General features: G+C 70.2%; 6 protein-coding genes. All 6 read left to right on the top strand.

From position 1 onward, the window contains the following. The first annotated feature begins 224 nt into the window (after positions 1 to 224). Positions 225 to 449 carry an MbtH family protein gene (locus JC616_RS13135; protein ID WP_107798774.1) on the top strand — a complete coding sequence of 75 codons (225 nt, stop codon included), beginning with the start codon at positions 225 to 227 and terminating at the stop codon, positions 447 to 449. Between the two features lie 205 nt (positions 450 to 654). Then, positions 655 to 10209 carry a non-ribosomal peptide synthetase gene (locus JC616_RS13140; protein WP_227103486.1) on the top strand — a complete coding sequence of 3185 codons (9555 nt, stop codon included), beginning with the start codon at positions 655 to 657 and terminating at the stop codon, positions 10207 to 10209. A gap of 205 nt (positions 10210 to 10414) precedes the next feature. Further along, positions 10415 to 17065, top strand: a complete 6651-nt coding sequence (locus JC616_RS13145; RefSeq protein WP_227103488.1) for a non-ribosomal peptide synthetase — start codon at positions 10415 to 10417, stop codon at positions 17063 to 17065. Continuing rightward, positions 17062 to 18666, top strand: a complete 1605-nt coding sequence (locus JC616_RS13150; protein WP_227103490.1) for an MBL fold metallo-hydrolase — start codon at positions 17062 to 17064, stop codon at positions 18664 to 18666. Before JC616_RS13145 ends, JC616_RS13150 begins: the two co-directional genes overlap by 4 nt. Positions 18667 to 18785: 119 nt before the next feature. Beyond that, positions 18786 to 21518, top strand: coding sequence for a condensation domain-containing protein (locus tag JC616_RS13155; RefSeq protein WP_227103492.1), 2733 nt, complete (start codon positions 18786 to 18788; stop codon positions 21516 to 21518). Between the two features lie 76 nt (positions 21519 to 21594). Then, complete coding sequence (locus JC616_RS13160; protein WP_227103494.1) at positions 21595 to 24690, top strand: non-ribosomal peptide synthetase; 3096 nt, start codon at positions 21595 to 21597, stop codon at positions 24688 to 24690. The last annotated feature ends 2 nt before the right edge of the window (positions 24691 to 24692 follow it).

The raw sequence follows: 24692 nt of genomic DNA on the forward strand, positions 1-24692 counted from the left end.
GTGGCAGCTTGCGCGATGAGCGCCGCATCGAACCCCTCTCGCCGTACGCGCATTCCGCCCCTCTGCGTTTTTCTCCCTGCCCCGCTCCGCCTCGCCATAGTCCATTTATTGCGATAAAACCATATTTATTTAATGACATGTTCATTTTGTATTGATATGCTGTTCAGATATTTCTGCGCATTGACGCAGACAAACCTCATGAGACAGCCACAGGGAGAAGTGTCATGGCGAACCCGTTTGACAATAAGGAAGGCGTTTTTTTCGCCCTGGTCAACGATGAGGGCCAGTACTCGCTCTGGCCCGAGTTCGCTCCGGTTCCGGAGGGTTGGCAAGCCTGTTTCGGCCCCTCCGACCGCCAGTCCTGTCTGGACCACATCGAACAAAACTGGATAGACATGCGGCCCGCCAGTCTGGCCCGCGCTCAGGACGCCTTGCTCTCCACCGGCTGATTCCCGCCCCGGCTCAAGGGGGCCATGCCGGGACGCGCCCGCTTTCAGGACAAAGCGCGGCACCGCTCTCGCCATCTCGCGGCGGCGCGTTCGCCGCGCGCCCTACCCGCCATCCCGCTCCACACCGAAAAAAACGCCGCCCGGCCGCGCATGCGCGGAAGGTTGCGGCCTCACGCCCTGTTCCGCAAGCCATTCAAGGTGCGATATGAACGACAACGCCGTTTTCCCCTCCCGCAATCCGCACGCCGCGGTCGCCCCGGCTGAAACCTTCGCCGCCCTGTTCGCCCGAAGCGCGGCGGACCATCCCGACGCCATCGCGCTGCGACACGGCGCGCGCGCGCTCAGCTACCGCGAGCTGGACGGCCAGGCCAACCGTCTGGCCCATTATCTGCGGGAGCTGGGCATAGACCGCGAAACGCCGGTGGGGCTGTGCCTGGACCGCTCGCCCGAACAAATCATCGCCATGCTGGCCATTTTCAAGGCCGGCGGCGCTTATCTGCCGCTGGACCCTGATTACCCGCGGGAAAGGCTGGCCTATATTCTCAACGACGCCATGCCGGCCGCACTGCTGACGCGGGCCGCGCTGACCGAACAACTGCCGGTCCACTGGGCGCGGGTGGTGGAACTGGATACCGAGCAGCCCATATGGCAGGCGCAGCCGGATCAGGCGCTTCCGCTTCACGATTTCCCGGACCAGCTGGCGTACCTGATCTACACCTCGGGCTCCACCGGCCAGCCCAAGGGCGTGGCGGTGACTCACCGCGGCATAGGCGCGCTGGCGCGCGCGCAGAGCCGCCGCTTCGGCATCGCCGCCGGCGCCCGCGTGCTGCAATTCGCGTCTTCCAGTTTCGACGCGGCCTTCTCCGAAGTCGCCATGACCTTGCTCTCCGGCGCCTGTCTGGTCACCGCGCCGGCGGCGGAATTGACGCCGGGCGCGGCGCTGGCGGACTTGCTCGCCCGCCAGAAAATCAGCCATCTGACCCTGCCTCCCAGCGCGCTGGCCCTCATGCCGGACGGCGGCATCCCACAGGATTGCGGCCTGATCGTCGCCGGCGAGGCCTGCCCGGCGGCCCAGGTGCGGCGCTGGTCCGCCGGCCGGACCATGCTTAACGCCTACGGCCCCACCGAGGCCACCGTGTGCGCGACGATGAGCGGCCAGATGCGGGACGAGGCGCCCGCCGACATCGGCGCGCCGCTGCCCGGCGTCCAGGCTTACGTGCTGGACGACGCCCTGCGGCCGCTGCCGCCGGGCGTCGAGGGCGAGCTGTATCTTGCCGGCGACGGGCTGGCCCGCGGCTATCTGGGCCGGCCGTCGCTGAGCGCCGAGCGCTTCGTCGCCAATCCCTTCGGCCCCGCCGGCAGCCGCTTGTACCGCAGCGGCGACCTGGCGCGGCTGCGCGCCGACGGCGCGCTGGACTACCTGGGACGGGCGGACGAACAGCTCAAGCTGCGCGGCTACCGCATCGAGCCCGGCGAGATCGAACACCTGCTGACCCAGCAAGCCGGCGTGAGCCAGGCCGTGGTCCGCCTGCGCGAAGACCTGCCCGGCATCAAGCAGTTGATCGCCTACGTCGTTTCCCGCGCCGGCCTGCAAGCCGACGGCGCGGCCTTGCGCGCGGCGCTGGCCGAGCAACTGCCGGATTACATGGTGCCGGCGGCGGTGGTGCCGCTGGAGCGCCTGCCGCTGACCCCCAACGGCAAGGTGGACAAACAGGCGCTGCCCGCGCCGGATTTCGAAAACGCCGACGCCGGCGAGGCGCGGGACTGGCTGGAGAAAACGCTGGCCAAGCTGTACGCGGAAGTGCTGGGGCTGTCCAGGGTGGGTCTGGGCCAGGGTTTCTTCGATCTGGGCGGCGACAGCATCAGCGCCATTCTGCTGGTCAGCCGCGCCCGCGCCCACGGCCTGCAATTCAGCCCGCAGGACGTGTTCGACCACCCCTGCATCGAGCGTCTGGCGCTCCGGGTCCGCCCGGTGGACGCCGACGCGGCGGCGGGCGAATTGCCGCCGCCCAGCGCCGCGGACCTGGAAAGCATCCGCGCCCGCTATCCGGCGGTCAGCGCGGTGCTGCCGCTGTCGCCGCTGCAGCGGGGCCTGCTGTTCCACCTGCTGTACGACGAAGGTCAAAGCGACGTCTATCTGATACAGATGGGCTTCCAGCTGGACGGCCCGCTGGACGCGGACAAGCTGCGGGCGGCCGCCGAAGGCTTGCTGCAACGCCATCACCATCTGCGCGCCGCCTTCTCCGCGGACGGGCTGGAGCAGCCGGCGCAAATCGTGCTGGAGCGCGTGGAGACGCCCTGGCGCGAGCTGGACCTGTCCGCGCATCAGGCTGATGAACAGCAGCGCGCCCTGGAACGGCTGCGCGCGGACGACTACGCCGCCGGCGTGGACCCGGCGCGCGCGCCGCTGCTGCGCTTTACCTTGGTCAAGCTGGACGCGGAGCGCCACCAGCTGCTGTGGAGCTTCCACCACCTGCTGTTCGACGGCTGGTCGGTGCCGGTGCTGCTGCGCGAACTGTTCGCCCTCTACCGCGGCGACGCGCTGCCGCCCGCCATTCCCTACCGCGATTACCTGGCCTGGCTGCACACCCGCGACCGCGACGCCGCCAAGCGCCAATGGATCAAGCATCTGGCCGGGCTGGAGCAGCCGGCGCGCCTGGCGCCCAACGCGTCCCAAAGCCGGCAGCTGCCGCGCAACCACAATGTGACGGCGGACCCGGCGGTCTACGCCGCGCTGGAACGGCTGGCCCGCCGGCAAGGCCTCACCCTCAACACCTTGTTGCAAGCCGCCTGGGCCATTCTGCTCGCCCGCCTCTCCGCCTCAGACGACGTCGTTTTCGGCGTCACCGTCTCCGGACGCCCGCCGGAACTGCCCGGCGTCGAGCGCATGGTCGGCCTGCTGATCAACACCGTCCCGCTGCGCCTGCGGCTGCAGCCCGAGGAAACCCTGACCGCCCTGCTGCAACGCTTGCAGGCCCAGCAGGCCGCGCTGATTGAGCATCAACACCTCAGCCTCGCCGAGATCCAACAGGCGGCCGGCCTTGGCGATTTGTTCGACACCCTGCTGGTCTTTGAAAACTATCCGATCGCCGATGACGATCGCCGCGTGGACGACGCGCTGTCCATCGGCTATCTGGGCGGCCAGGGCGTGGACACCTCGCACTATCCGCTCAACCTGTGCGCCGTCCCCGGACCCGAACTCGAGCTGCGCTTCGGCTATCGACCCGACCTCTTCTCCGCCGACGCCGTAGACGGCATCGCCCGGCAATTGCTGGAACTGCTGCGCCTGATCGCCGAACAGCCCGAGCTGCCGCTCGCCCGCATCCCGCCGGCCACGCCGGCCCAGCAAGACGCGCTCGCCGCCTGGAACCGCACCGACGCCCCGCTGCCCGCCGCCACCCTGACCCAGTTGCTGGAACGTCAGGCCGCGCTCAGCCCCGACGCCGAGGCGCTGCGCTTCGACGAGGCCACCCTCAGCTACCGCCAGCTGCACCAGCGCGCCAACCGCCTCGCCCGCCGCCTGCGCTCCGACGGCGTCGGCCCCGAAACCCTGGTCGCCGTCGCGCTGCCCCGCTCCATCGATCTGGTCGTGGCCCTGCTCGCCGTGCTCAAGGCCGGCGGCGCTTATCTGCCGATCGATCTCGACTACCCGCCCGAACGCATCGCCTTCATGCTGGCCGACGCCCAGCCCGCGGTGGTCCTGTCCCGCTCCGAGCTGCTGGCCGGCCTGCCGGTCGAACACGCCTTATGCCTGGACCAACTCGACGATGCGCTCGAGACCCTGTCCGATACGCCGCTGGAGCTCCCCGGCGACGACAGGCATCCGGCCTACGTCATCTACACCTCCGGCTCCACCGGCCGCCCCAAGGGCGCCGTCAACAGCCATCGCGCCATCGTCAACCGCCTGTTGTGGATGCAGCACGTCTACCCGCTGGCCGACGACGACGTGGTGCTGCAAAAAACCCCGTCCAGCTTCGACGTCTCGGTCTGGGAGTTCTTCTGGCCGCTGCTCGCCGGCGCCTCGCTGCTGCTGGCCCGGCCCGACGGCCATCGCGATCCCGTCTATCTGGCCGAGCTGATCCGCCGCCGCGGCGTCACCACCCTGCATTTCGTCCCCTCCATGCTGGACGCCTTCCTGCAGGAGCCCGCCAGCGCCGGCTGCGCCAGCCTGCGCCGCGTGCTGTGCAGCGGCGAAGCCTTGCCCGCGCCGCTGCTGGCCCGCGCCGCCCAGACGCTGCCCTGCCCGCTGCATAATCTCTACGGCCCCACCGAGGCCGCCGTCGACGTCACCGCCTGGACTTGCGATCCGACGCGCGACAGCCGCTCGGTGCCCATCGGCCATCCCATCTGGAACACCCAGCTCTTCGTGCTCGACGCCATGCTGCGGCCCTTGCCGCCCGGCATTCCCGGCGAGCTGTATCTGGGCGGCGTCGGCCTGGCCCGCGGCTATCTGCGCCGTCCGGCGCTGACTGCCGAGCGCTTCGTCGCCCACCCCTTCGCCGCCGGACAACGGCTGTACCGCACCGGCGACCGCGTCGTCCGCCGCGAGGACGGCGCGCTGGACTACCTGGGCCGCCTAGACCATCAGGTCAAGCTGCGCGGACTGCGCATCGAGCTGGGCGAGATCGAAGCCGCGCTGCTGGACCAGCCCGGCGTCGCCCAGGCTGTGGTCCTGATCCGCGAGGACGCGCCCGGGCAGCGCCGGCTGGTCGCCTACGCGGTGTCCGCCGCCGGCGTCCAGGCCGACGTCGCGCGCTGGCGCGACGCGCTGGCCGCCCGCCTGCCCGACTACATGGTGCCCGCCGCCTGGGTGGCGCTGGACGCGCTGCCGCTGACGCCCAACGGCAAGCTGGACCGTCGCGCCCTGCCGGCGCCGGAGCTGACGCTGGCCGAGCACCGCGAGCCGGTCACCGAAAAAGAAAAACTGTTGGCCGAAGCCTTCGCCCAAACCCTGGGCCTGGAGCGCGTCGGTCTGGACGACAGCTTCTTCCATCTCGGCGGCGACAGCATCAGCTCCATCCAGCTGGTGAGCCTGGCCCGCAAGCGGGGCTTGGGCCTGACGCCGCGCCAGGTATTCGAACACCCCAGCGTCCGCGGCCTCGCCCAAGTTGCGGCCGAGGCCTCGGCCCTGGCCGTTGACGCGCGCGCCGACGCGCCGCTGCTGCGGCTGGAGCCGGCCGAAATCGAGCGCCTGAGCCGCCGCCGCCCCGGCCTCGCCGAACTGCTGCCGCTGACGCCGCTGCAGCAAGGCCTGCTGTTCCACGCGCTCTACGACCACTCCGCCGCCAACCCCTATGTGGTGCAGATGCGCATCGAGCTGGACGGCGCGCTGGACAGCGCCGCGCTGCGCCGCGCCGTCGAACGTCTGCTTAGCCGCCACCCGCATCTGCTGGCCTCCTTCATTCACGAGGACACCCAGCAACCGATGCAGGCCTTGAGCCTGGACAGCGCCGCGCCGTGGCGGGAAGCCGATTTGTCGGCGCTCGGCGACGACGAGGCGCGCGCGCGGCTGGAAAACATGCAGACGGCCGATCATGGGGAGAGCATGCCGCCGGACCGCGGGCCGCTGCTGCGCTTCACCCTGATCCGGCTGGCGCCGGAGCGCCACCGCCTGCTCTGGACTTTCCACCACCTCTTGCTCGACGGCTGGTCCCTTCCCGTGCTGCTGGAAGAACTGTTCGCGCTCTACCGCCAGGGAGAATCGGCCGCGCTGCCGCCCGCGCCGGCCTACCGCGATTACCTGCTCTGGCTATCCGGCCGCGATCAGGCCGCCGCCCGCCAGGCCTGGGGCCAATACCTGCGCGGCGTGGACGAGCCCACCCTGGTGGCGCCCGGCCTCCCCGCCGCGGAACGGCGGCCGGATCTGCACACCGCCGCGCTGACGGCGGAGCTCAGCGCCGCGCTGTCCGCCCAGGCGCGGCGTCGCGGGCTGACCCTCAACACCCTGGCCCAGGCCGCGTGGGGCCTGCTGCTGGCCCGCCTGACCGGCCGCGACGATCTGGTGTTCGGCATCACTGTGTCCGGACGGACCGCCCCGCTGGAAGACATCGCGCGGCTGCCCGGCCTGCTGATCAACACCGTGCCGCTGCGCCTGAAACTGGAACCGTCGGCCACGCTGGCCGGCTGGCTGGACGATCTGCAATCGCGCCAGGCCGCGATGATGGAGCATCAGCATCTCGGACTCGGCGACATCCAGCAGCTGACGGACATGGAGGAATTGTTCGACACGCTGATGGTGTTCGAAAACTATCCGCAGCTCGACGCGCTGCGCCAAAGCCGCGCCGGAGACGGCCTGAGTGTGCGCCCCGTCGACGGTTTGGGCGGCGATGTGTCGCATTACCCGCTGGGCCTCTGCGTGGTGCCGGGGGAAAGACTGGAACTCCGGCTGGGCTGCCGCGCCGACGCCTTCCCGCCGGCCGCGGCCGAGCGCATTCTCGCCAGCCTGACGCGCCTGTTCCAGGCGCTGGCCGGCGATCTTGAGCGGCCGCTGGCCAGCCTGCGCTGGCTGGACGAGGCCGAGAGCCGCCAGCTGGACGGCTGGAACGCCACCACTCGCGCCACCGCGCCGGCGACGCTGCCCGAGCTGTTCCGCCGGCAGGCCCGGCTGACGCCGGACGCCGTCGCGGTCTGCGCCGGCGACGTTCGCCTGAGCTACCGCCAGCTGGATCTGCAATCCAACGCGCTGGCCCACCGCTTGCGCGCGGCCGGCGTGACCGTGGAAACGCCGGTGGCGCTGTGGCTGCGGCGCGGCCCGCTGCTGCCGGTGGCCATCCTCGGCGTGCTCAAGGCCGGCGGCTGCTATATCCCGCTGCACACCGCCCAGCCGGAAGAGCGGCGTGCCTGGACCCTGACCCAGTCGCGCGCCGCTTTGCTGCTGGCCGACGAGACACCGGCGCCGGCCATGCTGCCGCCGGGCCTGCCGGTGCTGCGGATAGACGGTCCGTCCGACAGCGCCGAGCACCCGCCCCGCCTGGAGCTGACCCCCGACGCGCTGGCCTATGTGATGTACACCTCCGGCTCCACCGGCGTGCCCAAGGGCATAGCCGTCAGCCACGCCAACGTCAGGGATCTGGCGCTGGACCGCCGCTGGGAGGGCGTATCCCAAAGCAAGGTGCTGCTGCACTCTCCGCATGCCTTCGACGCCTCCACCTACGAGCTGTGGACCCCCTTGCTGCACGGCGGCCAGGCGACGCTGGCGCCGCCGGGGGACAACGACATCGACTCGCTGGCGGACGTCCTGCGGCGGGAAAGCGTCACCGCGGCCTTCCTGACCACCGCGCTGTTCAACCTGCTGGCCGAGGAGCGGCCGGACTGCTTCGCCAGCCTGCGCACGCTGTGGACCGGCGGCGAAGCCGCCTCGCTGCGCGCCTTCCAGCGGGTGCGGGAGCGCCATCCGGAGCTGGAGCTGGTCCACGTCTACGGCCCCACCGAGACCACCACCTTCGCCACCTGCTGCCCGCTGCCGCGCGATCAGCCACTGGCTGCGCCGCTGCCGATAGGCGCGCCGATGGACAATACCCGCGCCTATGTGCTCGATTCCGCGCTGCGCCCGCTGCCCGTCGGCGCGCCCGGCGAACTCTATCTGGCCGGCAGCGGCCTGGCGCGCGGCTATCTGGATCAGCCGGCGCTCAGCGCCGAGCGCTTCGTGGCCAACCCCTTCGGCCCCGCCGGCAGCCGGCTCTACCGCAGCGGCGACCGGGCGCGCTGGCGCGCCGACGGCCAGCTGGAATTCCTCGGCCGCGCCGATCAACAAATCAAGCTGCGCGGCTTCCGCATCGAACTGAGCGAAATCGAGGCCAGGCTGAGCGAACACCCGGCCGTGTCCCAGGCGCGGGCGGTGCTGCGCGAGACGGACGGCGCGCCGCGCCAGCTGCTCGCCTATGTCGCGCTCCACCCCGGCGCCGACATCGCCCCGTCCTCGCTCAGACAAGCCCTGGCGGCGCAGCTGCCCGACTATATGGTGCCGGCCGCCGTCGTCGCGCTGGACGCGCTGCCGCTGACCCCCAACGGCAAGCTGGACCACCGCGCGCTGCCCGCGCCCGATTTCCAGGCCGGCGAGCGGCGGCCTCCGCGCAGCGACGCCGAGCACATCCTGGCTGGCCTGTACGCCGAGTTGCTGGGCCTGGACGAAGTCGGTCTGGACGACGGCTTCTTCGATCTCGGCGGCGACAGCATCGCCTCCATCCTGCTGGTCAGCCGCGCACGGCGGCAAGGCTTGCTGCTCAGCCCGCGCGAGGTCTTCCTCCATCCTCGGGTGGAGGCGCTGGCCGCCGTCGCCCGGCCGGTCGTCGCCGTCGCGGCCGAGGACACCGCGGAGGGCCCGCTGCCGGCGACGCCCATCATCCGCTGGTGGCTGGAGCGCGGCGGCCCGCAAAGCGGCTTCTACCAATCCATGCTGTTGCAAACCCCCGCCGGATTGGAACAAGCCCATCTGCTGCAGGCGCTGCAAGCCTTGCTGGACAAACACGACGCGCTGCGGATGCGGCTGGATGCCGACAACGGCCTGAGCGTGCCGCCGGTCGGCTCGACATCGGCGCAGGACTGCCTGCGCCGCATCGCGGCGGACGCGCATCTGGAGATCCCGCCGGCCGACATCGCCACCGCGGCGCGGCAGCTGGACCCCGCCGCCGGCGCCATGTTGCGGGCGCTGTGGCTGGACGCCGGCCCGGACGCGCCGGGCAGGCTGTGGCTGGGCATCCATCACCTGGCGGTGGACGGCGTTTCCTGGCGCATCCTGCTGCCCGACCTGGCCTCCGCCTGGCGCGAGGCCCGCGCCGGCCAAGCCATCCGGCTGGATCCGGTGGCTACTTCCTTCCGCCGCTGGGCGCTGCTGCTGAACGAGGACGCTGTCCGCGCCGCCCGCGCGGCCGAAACGCCGATGTGGGCGGCCATCCAAGACCAGCCCGATCCGCCGCTGTCGCCCTGCCGGCTGGACCCGGCGCTGGACACGGCCGGCGCCAGCCGGCGTCTGAGCGTCGCGCTGCCTTCCGCCGTCACCGCCGATCTGCTGACCCGGGTGCCGGCGCTGTTCCACGCCGGCATCAACGACGTGCTGCTCACCGGCTTCGCGCTGGCGGTGGCGCGCTGGCGGCATGGCCGGGGACGGGACGGCGGCTCCGCGGTGCGCCTGGAATTGGAAGGCCACGGCCGCGAGGAGCTGGGCGAGCATTGCGATCTTTCCCGCACCGTGGGCTGGTTCACCAGCCTGTTCCCCGTCTGTCTCGACCCCGGCGCCTCCGCCGCGGCCGCCCTGGACGACGACGCCGTGCTGGGCGCGGCGTTGAAGCGGGTCAAGGAGCAATTGCGCGCGCTGCCGGACCGGGGCCTGGGATACGGCTTGCTGCGCTATCTCAATCCGGAGACCGCCGCCCGGCTGAGCGGCGCCGCGCCGGCGCAACTCGGCTTCAACTACCTGGGACGCTTCGCCACGCCGGCGCGCGGCGACTGGATGCCGGCGCCGGAAGCGGCCGGGCTGGACGGAAACAGCGATCCTTCGACGCCGCAGACCCACGCCATCGAGCTCAACGCCGCCACCCACGACGGCCCGGACGGACCGGAACTGGTGGCCACCTGGCTGTGGGCCGGCCGCCTGTTCGACCGGCAGGAGATCGAGAAGCTGGCGGAGGACTGGTTCGACGCGCTGCGCGCCTTGGCCAGGCTGGGCCGCGCGCCGGACGCCGGCGGCAGCACCCCGTCCGACCACCCCCTGGCCGGCGGGCTGTCGCAGGAGGAGATAGACCTGATCGAAGCCGGCTTCTAAGAACCTGTTCAATGTCTGCTGCGCTTCAGCGATACGGCGTTGAAAACCAGCTCAAAATGCTCATGTACCACATGTACATTCCGCTTTTTCGCTCGTTTTCGCCTTGTCTCGCCCTTGCTCGCGAGACTTTGAACAGGCTCTAAGAGCCTGTTCCAAATACTTTCCGGGGGGCCGCCGACGGCGGCCGCCCATTGCGAGGTTCACGATGTCGAAGATCGCCGAAATCCTGCCGCTGTCGCCATTGCAGCAAGGATTGCTGTTTCACGCGCTGTACGACGAACGCGAGGTGGACGCCTATCATGTCCGCAACCGCTTCGAGCTGCGCGGCGTCCTGGACGCCGGCCGGCTCAGGCGCGCGGCGGAGGCGCTGCTGCAACGCCATCCCAATCTGCGCGCCGCCTTCGTCTACAAGGGGCTGGCGCAGCCGCGTCAGGTGGTGCCCCGCGAGTTCGAGCTGGATTGGCGCGAGGAAGATCTGTCCGGCCGGGACGCCGCCGCGCTGGACACGCTGCTGGAGGCGGATCTGCGCCGCCGCTTCGATCCGGGCAAGCCGCCGCTGCTGCGCTTCATCCTGGTCAAGCTGGACGCGGAACACCATCAACTGCTGTGGAGCTTCCACCACCTGCTGTTCGACGGCTGGTCCATGCCCATCCTGATGGACGAGCTGTTCGCGCTCTACCGCCAGGGAGAATCGGCCGCGCTGCCGCCGGCCGCGCCCTACCGCGATTATCTGGCCTGGCTGCAACAGCAGGACAAGGCCGCCGCCGCCCGCGCCTGGGCCGCCAGCCTGGACGCGCTGGACGAGCCGGCCAAACTGGGCGCCGCCGCCGCGGGGGAACGCCAGCTGATCCTGTCCCGTCAAACCGAAACCGCCCCGCTGCAGGCGCGGGCCCGCCAACTGGGCGTCACCCTCAACACCTTGCTGCAAGCGGCCTGGGCCATTCTGCTCGCCCGCCTCTCCGCCTCAGACGACGTCGTTTTCGGCGTCACCGTCTCCGGACGCCCGCCGGAGCTGCCCGGCGTCGAGCGCATGGTCGGCCTGCTGATCAACACCGTCCCGCTGCGCCTGAAGCTGCGGCCCGAGGAAACCCTGGCCGCCCTGCTGCAACGCCTGCAGGCCCAGCAGGCCGCGCTGATCGAGCATCAGCACCTCAGCCTCGCCGAGATCCAGCAGGCGGCGGGAAGAACGGAGCTGTTCGACACTCTGCTGGTTTTCGAAAGCTATCCGGCGCTGCCCGGCGCGGCCGACGGCGAGGTGGCCGACGGCCTGGCCTTGATTCCGCTCGGCGGCGACGGCGCGGACACCTCGCACTACCCGCTCAGCCTGTGCGCCGTCCCCGGACCCGAACTCGAGCTGCGCTTCGGCTACCGACCCGATCTCTTCTCCGCCGACGCCGTCGACGGCATCGCCCGGCAGTTGCTGGAGCTGCTGCGCCTGATCGCCGAACAGCCCGAGCTGCCGCTCGCCCGCATCCAGCCGGCCACGCCGGCCCAACAAGACGCGCTCGCCGCCTGGAACCGCACCGACGCCCCGCTGCCCGCCGCCACCCTGACCCAGTTGCTGGAACGCCAGGCGGAACTCAGCCCCGACGCCGAGGCGCTGCGCTTCGACGAGGCCGCCCTCAGCTACCGCCAGCTGCACCAACGCGCCAACCGCCTCGCCCGCCGCCTGCGCGCCGACGGCGTCGGCCCGGAAACCCTGGTCGCCGTCGCGCTGCCCCGCTCCATCGATCTGGTCGTGGCCCTGCTCGCCGTGCTCAAGGCCGGCGGCGCTTATCTGCCGATCGATCTCGACTATCCGGCCGAACGCATCGCCTTCATGCTGGCCGACGCCCAGCCCGCCGTGGTCCTGTCTCGCTCCGAGCTGCTGGCCGGCCTGCCGGTCGAACGCGCACTGTGTCTGGACCAACTCGACGAGACCCTGTCCGATGCGCCGCTGGACCTCGCCGGCGACGACAGGCATCCGGCCTACGTCATCTACACCTCCGGCTCCACCGGCCGCCCCAAGGGCGCCGTCAACAGCCATCGCGCCATCGTCAACCGCCTGTTGTGGATGCAGCACGCCTACCCGCTGGCCGCCGACGACGTGGTGCTGCAAAAAACCCCGTCCAGCTTCGACGTCTCGGTCTGGGAGTTCTTCTGGCCGCTGCTCGCCGGCGCCTCGCTGCTGCTGGCCCGGCCCGACGGCCATCGCGACCCCGTCTATCTGGCCGAGCTGATCCGCCGCCGCGGCGTCACCACCCTGCATTTCGTCCCCTCCATGCTGGACGCCTTCCTGCAGGAACCCGCCAGCGCCGGCTGCGCCAGCCTGCGCCGCGTGCTGTGCAGCGGCGAAGCCTTGCCCGCGCCGCTGCTGGCCCGCGCCGCCCAGACGCTGCCCTGCCCGCTGCATAATCTCTACGGCCCCACCGAAGCCGCCGTCGACGTCACCGCCTGGACTTGCGATCCGACGCGCGACAGCCGCTCGGTGCCCATCGGCCATCCGATCTGGAACACCCAGCTCTTCGTGCTCGACGCCATGCTGCGGCCCTTGCCGCCCGGCATCCCCGGCGAGCTGTACCTGGGCGGCGTCGGCCTGGCCCGCGGCTATCTGCGCCGTCCGGCGCTGACTGCCGAGCGCTTCGTCGCCCACCCCTTCGCCGCCGGACAACGGCTGTACCGCACCGGCGACCGCGTCGTCCGCCGCGAGGACGGCGCGCTGGACTATCTGGGCCGTCTAGACCATCAGGTCAAGCTGCGCGGACTGCGCATCGAGCTGGGCGAGATCGAAGCCGCGCTGCTGGACCAGCCCGGCGTCGCCCAGGCCGTGGTCCTGATCCGCGAGGACGCGCCCGGGCAGCGCCGGCTGGTCGCCTACGCGGTGCCCGCCGCCGGCGTCCAGGCCGACGTCGCGCGCTGGCGCGACGCGCTGGCCGCCCGTCTGCCCGACTACATGGCGCCCGCCGCCTGGGTGGCGCTGGACGCGCTGCCGCTGACGCCCAACGGCAAGCTGGACCGCCGCGCCCTGCCGGCGCCGGAGCTGACGCTGGCCGAGCACCGCGAGCCGGTCACCGAAAAAGAAAAACTGCTGGCCGAAGCCTTCGCCCAGACCCTGGGCCTGGAGCGCGTCGGTCTGGACGACAGCTTCTTCAACCTCGGCGGCGATTCGCTGCTGGCCTTGCGGCTGAAGGGCCTGGCGCTCAAAGCCGGCGTCTCCTTCGAACTGGCCAGCCTGTTCGAACACCACAGCGTGGCGCTGCTGGCCACCCATGCGGAACAGGCGGCTGCCGCCGCCGCGCCGGCCGAACCCTTTTCCTTGCTGGACCCCACCGACCGCCGGCGGTTGCCGCCGGACGCGGTGGACGCCTACCCGCTCAGCCAATTGCAACAGGGCATGCTGTTCCACAGCGCCTTCCGCGACGGCTCGACCCTATACCACAACATCGTCGGGCTGGCGGTGTCCCTGCCTTACGACGCCGCCGCGCTGCGCCGCGCGTTGGACGCGCTGTGCCGGCGGCACGAGTTGCTGCGCACCCGCTTCGCGCTGGACGGCTATCTCGAACCCTTGCAACTGGTATTGGCCACGGCCGCCATTCCGCTGGCAGAGAGCGATCTCGGACAGCTGCCGCCCGCCGCGCAGCAAGAAACCCTTACGGCCTTCATCGCCGCCTGGTCGAAACAAGCTTTCGATCCCGGGGCCGCGCCGCTGCTGCACGCCCACGCCCACCGGCTGGGCGAACGGCGCTTCCATCTGACGCTGCGCATCCACCACGCCATCCTCGACGGCTGGAGCGACTCCGTCTTCATCGTCGAACTCGCCCAGCTCTACCAGGCCGAGTTGGCCGGCCGGCCCTGCCGGCTGCCCGCGCTGTCCAGCCGCTACCGCGACTACATCGCGCTGGAACGCGAGGCGATGACCTCGCCGGCCAGCCGGGATTTCTGGCGGGAACAGCTGCGAGGCTACGAAGCCGCCGCCGCGCTGCTCGCGCGGGAGGACAGCGCCGCCGCGGCCGACGGCCCGCTGCAGATCCACGCCGACATCGCCATAGACGAGCCGGTTTCGACGGCGCTGACCGCGCTGGCGCGCCGCTTGAACGCGCCGCTGAAATCGGTGCTGCTGGCCGCCCACCTGGCGGCGCTGGCCATGCTGACCGGCAAAAGCGGCGCCTGCACCGCGCTGGTCACCAACGGCCGGCCGGAAACCGCGGACGCGGAGCATATGGTGGGCCTGTTCCTGAACTCGGTGCCGCTGCGCATGGAGATCCGGCGCGAACCCTGGACCCGGCTGATAAGCCGCGTGATAGACGCGGAACGGGCGCTGCTGCCGCACCGGCGTTATCCGCTGGCCACCATGTTGCGCGACGCCGGCCTGCGCGACGCCGGCGAGGCCATCTTCAATTACACGCATTTCCAGGCGCTGGAAGCGCTGGCCGACTGGCGCCAGCAGGACAGCGCGATGGACAACAGCTTCGCGCTGCAAATCAATTTCCGCCCCGACGGCGCGCGCATCGCCGGCAGCCTGACCGCCCACCGCGACGCCCACGACGCCGACGCGCTGCGGCGCTACGCTCGCTGCTACGCCGCCGTGCTCGCGCAGCTGGCCGGCGACCCCGACGGCCCGGTGCGCCGTCTGGACCTGCTGGGCGAGGACGAGCGCCGCCTGCTGCTGGATGACCAGGCCAGCGCCCGCGACATCGCGCCGCTGCCGCTGTGCGAGCTGTTCGAGCGGCAAGTCCGCCGCGCGCCGGACACGCCGGCGCTGGACTGCGACGGCGAAACCTTGAGCTACGCCGAGCTCAACCGCCGGGCCAACCGGCTGGGCCGGCGGCTGATCGCCGCGGGCGTCGGCCCTGGTCGGCTGGTGGCGGTCGCGCTGCCCAAATCGGCGGCGCTGCTCGTCGCGCAACTGGCGACTCTGAAAGCCGGCGCCGCCTATCTGCCGCTGGACCTCAACTACCCGGCGGAGCGGCTGGCGCTGATGCTGGACGACGCCCGCCCGGCCCTGGTGCTGAGCGACGCCGGCTCCGCCGCCCGCCTGCCGCAAACCGCCGGGCCGGTGATGGCGCCGGAGGCCGACGATAGCTTCGCGGACGGCGACATCGGCCAGCAAGAAAGGCTGCGCCCGCTGACGGCGGACGATCTGGCCTACGTGATCTACACCTCCGGCTCCACCGGCCGGCCCAAAGGCGTCGCGGTCGGCCACGCCGGACTGGCCAGCCTGGCGCAAGACCTGAAAGAGCGCTGCGCGCTGGACGCGTCCGCGCGCGTGCTGCAATTCTCCTCGCCGGGCTTTGACGCCTCGGTGCTGGAAATGCTGATGGCCTTCGCCGGCGGCGCCTGCCTGGTGCCCGCCAACGCCAGGCAGCTGGACGCCGACAGCCTGCCGGGCACGCTGCGAGCCGCGCGCGTCAGCCACGCGCTGCTGCCGCCGGCGCTGCTGGCCATGCTGGAACCGGCGCCGGATCTGCTGCCCGGCGCCTTGCTGGTCGGCGCCGACGCCTGCCCCGCCGAGGTGGTGGCCAAATGGGCGCGCGGCCGCCGGATGATCAACGCCTACGGCCCCACTGAATCCACCATCTGCGCCACCCTGAGCGACCGCCTGACCGACGGCGCGCCGCCCATAGGCCGGCCGGTGCTCAACAGCCAGGTCTATCTGCTGGACGAGGCCTTGCAGCCGGTGCCCGCCGGCGTCGCCGGCGAGCTGTACGTGGCCGGCGCCGGCCTGGCGCGCGGCTATCTGGGCCGCCCCGCGCTCAGCGCCGAGCGTTTCGTCGCCAATCCCTTCGGCGCGCCCGGCAGCCGGCTCTACCGCAGCGGCGACAAGGCGCGCCGCCTGGCGGACGGCCAGCTGGAATTCCTGGGCCGGCTCGATCAGCAGATCAAGCTGCGCGGCTATCGCATCGAGCCGGGCGAGATCGAGGCCGCGCTGCGCTCGCAAACCGGCGTGGCCCAGGCCGTGGTCTTGCCTGTCGACGACGACGGCCGCAAGCGCCTGGTCGCCTACGCCGTCCCGCGCGCCGGCGCCAGCCTGGACGGCGCGCGGCTGCGCGCCGGGCTGGCCGCCGGCCTGCCCGACTACATGGTGCCCGCCGCGGTGACGGTCTTGCCCGCGCTGCCTTTGAACGCCCACGGCAAGCTGGACCGCGGCGCGCTGCCGGCGCCGGTCTTCGCGGCCGCGCCGCAACGCTTGCCGGCCACGCCGCTTGAACAGACGCTGGCGGCCTTGTTCGCAGAGACGCTGCGGCTGCCGGCCGTGGATCTGGACGCCGGCTTCTTCGAACTGGGCGGCGACTCGCTGCTGGCGATGCGGCTGGCCGCCCTCATCCGCGGCAAGCTGGGCGTCAGGCTGTCGATGGAACAGCTCTTCCTCGCCCCCAGCGTCGCCGAATTGGCGCGGCGCCCGGCGTTTGGCCGCCCGGACGAACCATCGTCGGCGGCCGGCGGCCGCTCGTTCTGGCTGACCGTCCGCCGACAAGACGGCGCGCCGGTCTCGCTGCGCTGCGACGGCGAGCTGGAGCTGCCGGCCTTGCGCCAGGCCTTGCGCGAGCTGGGCCGCCGTCACGCCGCCCTGAACGCGCCGGCCGAAACAGGGGCGACGATCAAGACCGCCAACGGCCTGGCCTTGCCCGCCGCGCTGCGCCAGGCCGCGGACAGCGGCGCCGGCGCGCCGATCGCGCCGCTGCTGCGGGAGCTGGCCCAGGCTTACGCCGCCCGCGCCGACGGCGGCGCCCCCGATTGGACGCCGCTGCCGCGGCCATACGCCGACTACGCGGACTACGCCGCGTCGCAGGCAGGACACAGCGAGGCGACGGCCCCGTCCGGCACGCCGGCTTCGCGCCCTTTCCCTCCCTCTTCCACGACATTGGAGCAAGCATGAACACTCCCCATCCCGACGCGGCCGTCTACCTGAAAAGCGGCGTCAAACTGGAACCGCTGTTCCACCGCTGGTACGCCTGGAGTCATCTGGTGTCGCCGGTCCAGCAGGCGATCAATCTGGCCTTCCGCCAGATTCCGCTGCTGCGCTCCTTCATCGCCAACCCCAATGTGCACATCGCCGCCTCCAAGAACCCCCAGATGCTGGGCGGCCCCTTCCTGGAACTGCCGGCCAGCGATCTGCCCGCGGTGCGCCGCCTGCTGCAGGACACGCTGAAGGACGCGGCGCCGCTGCTCCGCTTCGCCGAAGATCTGCAAAAGCTCAATCGCCAGCTGCAGCAAACCGCCAGCGGCCACAGCCTGGACGCGGTCTACGCCGAGTTGCCGCCCACGCTGGCTGGCCTGGTCGAAGTCAGCTACGACCTCAACCATCACCCCGGCCTCCGCGTGCTGGACCCATTGCTGAGCTATCCGGCCGCCGCGGACGCGGACCGGCAGGCGCTGGCCTTCAGCACCGAGCACGACGAGCAGCGCCATTTCTTTCTGAACACGCCCCGGCTGGACGGAGACGCCAGGCTGGTGCTCCCGCTGCCCTTCGCCGCTCCTCATCACGAAGCGCTCGCCGCCAGCCGGATACGCGCCGTCCCTTACGCGGAACTGAAGCAGGCGCTGAAGGTGCCGGCGGAACAGGAAGCCCGCTTCCGCGGCTTCTTCGACACCGAAGCGCCGCGGCGCGAGCAGCCCGAGTATCACGGCGGCGACGTGCGCATCCGTTATTTCGGCCACGCCTGCGTCTTGTTGCAAACGGCGTCCACCTCGGTCCTGATCGATCCCTTCGTCACCTGGGACCGGGACGGCGAGCCGCAGCGGCTGACTTTCGACGATCTGCCCGACCATATCGACTACGTGTTCATCACCCACAACCATCAGGACCACTTCAGCCCGGAGCTGCTGCTGCAATTGCGCGGCCGCATCGGCCGCCTCCTGGTGCCGCGCCACAACAGCCGCAGCCTGGCCGATCCGTCGATGAAGCTCACGCTGCGCGCGCTCGGCTTCCGCAACGTGTCCGAACTCGAGCCGATGGAAAGCGTGCGCTTCGACGACGGCGAAATCGTCAGCCTGCCGTTTTACGGCGAGCACGCCGACCTGGACATCGAAAGCAAGCACGGCATGTTCCTGCGGCTGAAAAACCGCCGCTTCCTGTTCCTGGCGGACTCGGACTGCAAGGACCGCGCGCTCTACCGCCGCATTGTGGAGCGTCTGGGCAAGGCGGACACGCTGTTCATCGGCATGGAGTGCGACGGCGCGCCGCTCAGCTGGCTGTACGGCCCGTACACCGGCAGCCCGCTCAGCCGGCGCGACGACGAATCCCGCACCTTGTCCGGTTCCGACTGCGAGCACGCCTGGAGCATCGTCGAGGAGTTCGACTGTAAGAAGATCTACGTCTACGCGATGGGGCAAGAACCCTGGATGCGCTTCGTCACCGGCCTGGAGTATTCGGCCGACAGCAAGCAGATCGTCGAGTCGAACAAGTTTCTCGAGCGCTGCCGCGCCGCGGGCCTGAGCGCGGAACGGCTGTACGGCTGCAGCAGCTTCAGCTGCTGAGCCTGTTCAATGTCCGCCGCGCGCCGTAAAAGCTTCCAGGACGCCGTCGCCGGCTTGGGGCGCGGGGCTGAATAAAGGCTTGTTCTTGTCGACTGATTGCCGACCCAAGGTATTCGCTTATGAAATTTTCACTCGATGCCGGCTACGGCTGGCTTGCGTCCTTGCAACAGGAACGACTGTTCCACCTGGATCCGCTGGCGCCGGACGCCGCCTCATGCTCGTTTCCCGTCGTGCTGCGGATAAGCGGCGCGCTGGACGCCGCGGCATTGGAGACGGCCCTGGCCGCGGTCGTGGCCAAACACGAGGCCTTGCGCACGACGATGGCCTTCGACGGCGACGAGCTGCTTTGCTCGACGCGGCACGCCTGGCCCGGCCCCTTGCTCCAGCCGACGCGCCTGGAACCGGCGAGCGGGGACGGCGCCGGCCTGGCCGCGGCCGTCCGGGAAGTCATCGACCGCCCCTTCGATCTGGCGACGGGGCCTTTATTTCGCTTTGCTCTCTTTCAGCCGGCGGATGATGAGGCGAGCCTGGTCATGGTGTTCCATCAGGCTGTTTTTGACGCCTGGTCGGCCGGCATCCTGGCTACAGACCTGGACACGGCTTATGCCGCCGCCTTGAACGGCGGCGATGTCGAGCTCGCGCCCAATGCGCTCGATTACGCGGACTTCGCCCATTGGCAGCGCGAACCATGGCGCGCCGGCGCGCCCCGGCCTTCACGATTGGGCGCGGACCATCCGTTGCCGGCCACGATATCGACGGACGGCGCGGAGTTGACACTCAAGCTCCCCTCCGAGCAAGAACAACAATTGCGCCGGCTTCAACAGGAAACGGGAGACGCCTTGCTGGTCGTTTTCTCATCCTTGCTCGGTCTTTTCCTGGGCGCGGAAAGCGGCCGGGATGAAATCCTCATCGACGCGTCCGTCCCGGGGCGACGCCACGCGGAAGCCAATGACATCATCGGCCTGTTTGAAACCCCGCTCCCGCTGCGCTTGCGCCTGGACGCCAAGCCCACTCTGCGGGAGATGCTGGACCAGGTCCGCACGCAGGCCGCGCAGGGCGCGGAGAACCGGAACATGGCGTTTGAACCCTCCGCCGCCTTGGAGCCGCCGGGGTTTCAAGTCGCCGCGCGGGTGCGAAAACGCCCGCTCTGGCGTCTCGCCGGCCTGCGGCTGACCGAGCAGGCGGCGCATGCCGGAGGCGCGAAACGCGACTTGAGCTTTGTGCTGGACGAACGCGACGACGGCGTCTGGCTGACGCTAGAGTACGCCGACGCCTTGTTCGAAGCCTCGGCCGCCCAGCGGCTCTTGAACGGGCTGGTCCGCTTCGCCGCGCAATGCCTTGCCGATCCCGCCCGCCGGCCGGACGCCTTGCCGACGGCTGATGAGCAAGAACTCGCCAGCCGCGGACAAGAGCGGGGCACCGGCGCGCTCGCGGCGTTGGCGCGGCCCCAGGCCGACGCCCGGCTGGGCCAGCTGTCCAGCAATCAGCAAAGCCTGTATTTCTTTGAGAAACTGGCCCCGGACCGCGCCTTGTACAATGTCCCGCTGCATCTGGAGATGCGCGGCCAGCTGGACCCCGCCCGCCTGGAGGCGGCGCTGGAACAGCTGCTGAAACGCCATGAAGCCCTGCGCGCGCGCTTTGTGGAAACCCCGGCCGGCCTGCGGCAGGACATCGGCGCGCCGCCCTCCCGCGTACTCGAAACCGCGGATCTCGGCCAACTGCCGCCGGACCGCCGCGACGCCGGCTTCGCCAGCCTGGAACGGGATGTCAGCTCGACCCCCTTCGACCTCGCCGCCGGCCGGCTCTTCCGCTTTTGCCTGGCGCGCCGCGACCGCGATCACTGGGTGTTGCTGATGGTGTTTCACCACATGGCGTTTGACGGCCATTCCGCGCAGATATGGCTGCGCGATCTGCGTACCCTGCTGCGAGGCGGCGCCTTGCCCGCCGTGGGGCCGGCGATGACGGTGAGAGAGGCCGCCGCCGAGGAGCGGGCCTGGCAGCGCAGCCGCGACTACCAGAAGGCGCTGAGCCGCTGGCTAGACCGCCTGGCGGGAACTGCGGCCCCGCTCAATCTCAGGCCGGACCGCCCGCGCCCGCTGCGACGCGACTACGCCGGGGCCTTCCTGGAGTGCGCCTTGCCCCAGGCGCTGCTGGGCGAGCACATCCAGCGCGCCGCCCAGCTTGGCGCCTCGCCGTTCATGGCCGTCGCCGCCCTGCTCGCCGCCTATCTGTCCGCGCGCGGCAATCAGGCCGACGTCTGCCTGGGCTTCCCCCATGGTGGACGCGGCGACGGCGCGATCGAGGACACCATAGGCAATTTCGTCAATTTGCTCGCCATGCCGGTGCGGATAGAGACCGCCGACACCCCGCGCAACATCATTGAAAAAGTGCGCCAAACCGCCCAGGCGAGCTACGCCGGCTACCGGGTGCCGTTCTCCTCCCTCGTCGATCGGCTTGGCCTGGAGCGCGTTCCCGGCCAACACCCGGTCTTCCAGGCGGTGGTCACCGTCGATCAAGACTTCGACGGCTGGACGCAGGACGGCCTGACCGTGGCCTTGCTGCCGGGCAGCAACCCTATCGCCAAGTTCGACCTGGCCTTCGGCTTCAATCTGGCGCGCAGTTGCGTCCGCATCGAGTACGCGACCGATATGTTCGACCCGGCGTCGATTGAAGCCATGGGCGCGGAACTATCGGCCTTGCTGTCCCAGTGCGTGCGGGGCTTCGACGCGCCGCTGCGGCAGGCCGCCGGCGCGACGGCCGCCGGGGAGGTGCCGCGCGCCGCGCCCAAGCTGCTGAGAAAACCCAAGCCGGCCGGCGCCGGGAACGCCGGCTTGGCGACGGACGCGACGTGAGCCCATGTCGAGCGCCGACAACTGACCAACCGCCGGAGGGCGCAAAACGCTCTAGCCGGCAGGACATGCAAAACCAATGACTCATCCAACAGAACCCAGCGCCTGCCAAACGCTTGCCGAGGCCTTCTCCCGCTCGGTCCAGCGCTTTCCCGACCGCATCGCCGTGCAATGCGCGGCGGCTTCGCTCAGCTACCGGCAACTGGATCAGCGGGCGGACGCCCTGGCCCGCCGCCTCCGCGCCATGGGCGTGACCGCCGAAACCCTGGTGGGCTTGTCCGTGCGCAGATCGTCCGATCTGATCGTCGCCATGCTGGCCATTCTGAAAGCCGGCGGCGCCTACCTTCCGCTGGACCCGGAGTATCCGGCGGAGCGGCTGGACTACCTCGTCGGCGACGCCCGACCCAAGCTCATCGTCGTGGATGCGGCATCGCGGGAACGGCTGGCCGCCGCCGCGTCCGCCAAGGACATCCCGCAGCTTGATCTGGACGCTTTTGCGCCATCGCGCGACGAGATGCCCGTGGGCGGCGGCGCGCCGCATCGCGACAACCTGGCTTACGTCATCTATACCTCGGGCTCGACCGGAGGCCCCAAAGGCAGCCTGATCACCCACCGCAATGTGCTGCGGCTGTTTGCCGAGTCCCAGCCTTATTACGACTTTGGGCCGGAGGACGTCTGGCCCTTGCTGCATTCCTACGCCTTCGATTTTTCGGTCTGGGAAATCTTCGGCGCGCTCTTGCATGGCGGAGCCCTGCTGGTCCCGGACCTGGCCACCATTCGAGACCCCTCCGCGCTGCTGGCGTATTTGCGGCGGCATGGCGCGACGGTGCTCAACCAGACGCCGTCCTTCTTCTATCAGCTGGCCCTGTATCTGAGCGAACATCCGGAACAGCGCGAGGCCCTGGAATCGCTGGCCTTCGTGGTGTTTGGCGGCGAGCGGCTGGACCTGACCCAGCTCAAGCCCTGGTTCAAGACCATGGGCGACGAAGGCCCGGTGCTGGTCAATATGTACGGCATCACCGAGACCACCGTGCACGTCACCTTGCACGTGGTCGACGCCGACGAGACGAAGCATAGGAAGTCCGCCGGCATCGGCTCGGCCTTGCCGGACTTGTCGCTATTCCTGCTCGACGAGGACTTGCAGCCGGTGGCGGCCGGCGAGGTCGGCGAGCTGTATGTCGCCGGTCCGGGACTGGCGCGCGGCTATCACGGCCGGCCTGGCCTGACCGCCGAGGCCTTCATTCCCTGCCCCTTTCCCGGCCGCGAAGGCCAGCGGATGTACAAAACCCAGGATCTGGCGAAGATCGATCCGCACGGCGAGCTGGTTTACGAATCGCGCAAGGGCGGCTACCTGAAGATCCGCGGTTTCCGGGTTTCGCTGGCGGAGATCGAATCCGCGCTCTGCGAGCTGGACGGCGTCGCCAACGCGGTGGTCCAGGCCTCGTCCGAGGATGGGCGAGATCTGGTGTCGGCCTATATCCGCTTTGCGTCCGCGCCGATGAGCTTGCGGGAACTCCGCCAGGCGCTGGCGGAAAAGCTGCCCGGCTTCATGATGCCGCACCACTTTCATTGCATCGACAGCCTGCCGCTGACCGCTCACGGCAAGATCGATCGCAGCCGTTTGCCGCACATGGCGCGGGCCCTGAGCGACGAACGCCCGCCGGACGCGCCGGCCTCGGCCGATGAAGCCGACATGACGGCGATCTGGCGCCGGGTGCTCGGCGTGGAACGTCTTGGTCCTAACGATGATTTCTTCGCCTTGGGCGGGGACTCCATCCGCGCCGTGGAACTGATCATGGCGCTGAATCGCGCCGGCTGGGCTGCCACGGTGGAAGACGTGTTTCACTCGCCCAATGTCCGGGACCTGAACGACCGCAGCCTGCGGGGCGAAACCGGCTTGCCGCCAACGCAGGCGAAACGCGCGAACGCCGCGTCCGACATGCAGCGCCTGATGCTGGAGCACTATCAAGCGGCCCCGGCAGGGCTGGGCGTCTATCACGTGCAGCAGTGGTTTGACTGCGTGGACGCGGCGCTCGACATCGGGCGGCTCATGGAGGCCTTCCGCTTGGAGTTTTCCCGGCATCCCGTCTTCCGCACGCTCTTCGTCCGCGACGGCGACGCGATTCTCCGCACCGACGCGGGCAGGGAACGGGTGCGCCTGGACGCCGTCGACCTCCGGCGCGACGCCCCTGCCCGGCGGCGGGCGCGGATTGCCGAATACGCACGCGCCGATCTCCACGCGCCATTCGCGCCCTTCGAGGCGGCAAGCGAAACGGCGCGGCTGCGCTTCTTCCAAACCGAGGACAGCCGCTGCGTCGTTTTCCTGAGCATCCACCACGCAATAGACGACGGCTGGGGGCAGCAACGCTTTTTCGACGCGGTATTCCAGCGCTATCAGCGCCATGACGCCATCGCGCCGCCGGCGCGCGCGGACGTGTTTTCCGAATACGTCGCCCTCCAGCAGCGCATGGCCCTGGACCCGGCGGCGATTGAATACTGGCGGCGAGCGCCGTTTGCCGGCGCGCAGACGCTTGAGCGACGGAGAACACCGCCGGCCGGAATGACGGAGCACAAAAAACGCATCGCGCCCCGGCTGGTGGCCCGCGTCGGCCACTGCGCGCGCGCGCGGCGCATCCAGACGCGATCCTTGTATTTGGCCGCCGCCGGGCAAGCGATCGCGCGCGCGACCCGGGACCCTCAGGTCTTGATCGGAATGGTGGTCAACGGCCGGGTGCCGGAACTGAGCGATCCGCTGGACGCGGTGGGCCTGTTCTGGAATTTGCAGCCGCTGTCGTTTCAGGCCTTGGCGTGCCCGCTGGAGACGGCTGAGGCCATCCACCAGCGCCTGCTGCTGCAGGAGAAATACGCGCTCTACCCGCTCAGCGCGATTTTCGATGCGCGCAGCCCCGGCCGGGAGTTCCTTTACACCTTCAACTTCACGAATTTCCGGGCGCGGGATTCGAAAACGGCGGATTTGCGGGACTGGGACGGCGTGGATCGCTTCCACTACCCCGTCAATATCGCCGTCCATCTGGACGAGGGCTCGGACATCGCCGAATTCCGGCTGAGCGGCGATCCCGCTTATTGCGGCGAGGCCGCGGCGGACGCGCTGTTCCAGGCTTTCGAAGAAGCACTGGGCGTCGCCGTCGGGGAGCTGGCCGGCCTAGGCGCTTGACG

Origin of the sequence: Chromobacterium rhizoryzae, assembly GCF_020544465.1 — a bacterium.
Taxonomy (GTDB): domain Bacteria; phylum Pseudomonadota; class Gammaproteobacteria; order Burkholderiales; family Chromobacteriaceae; genus Chromobacterium.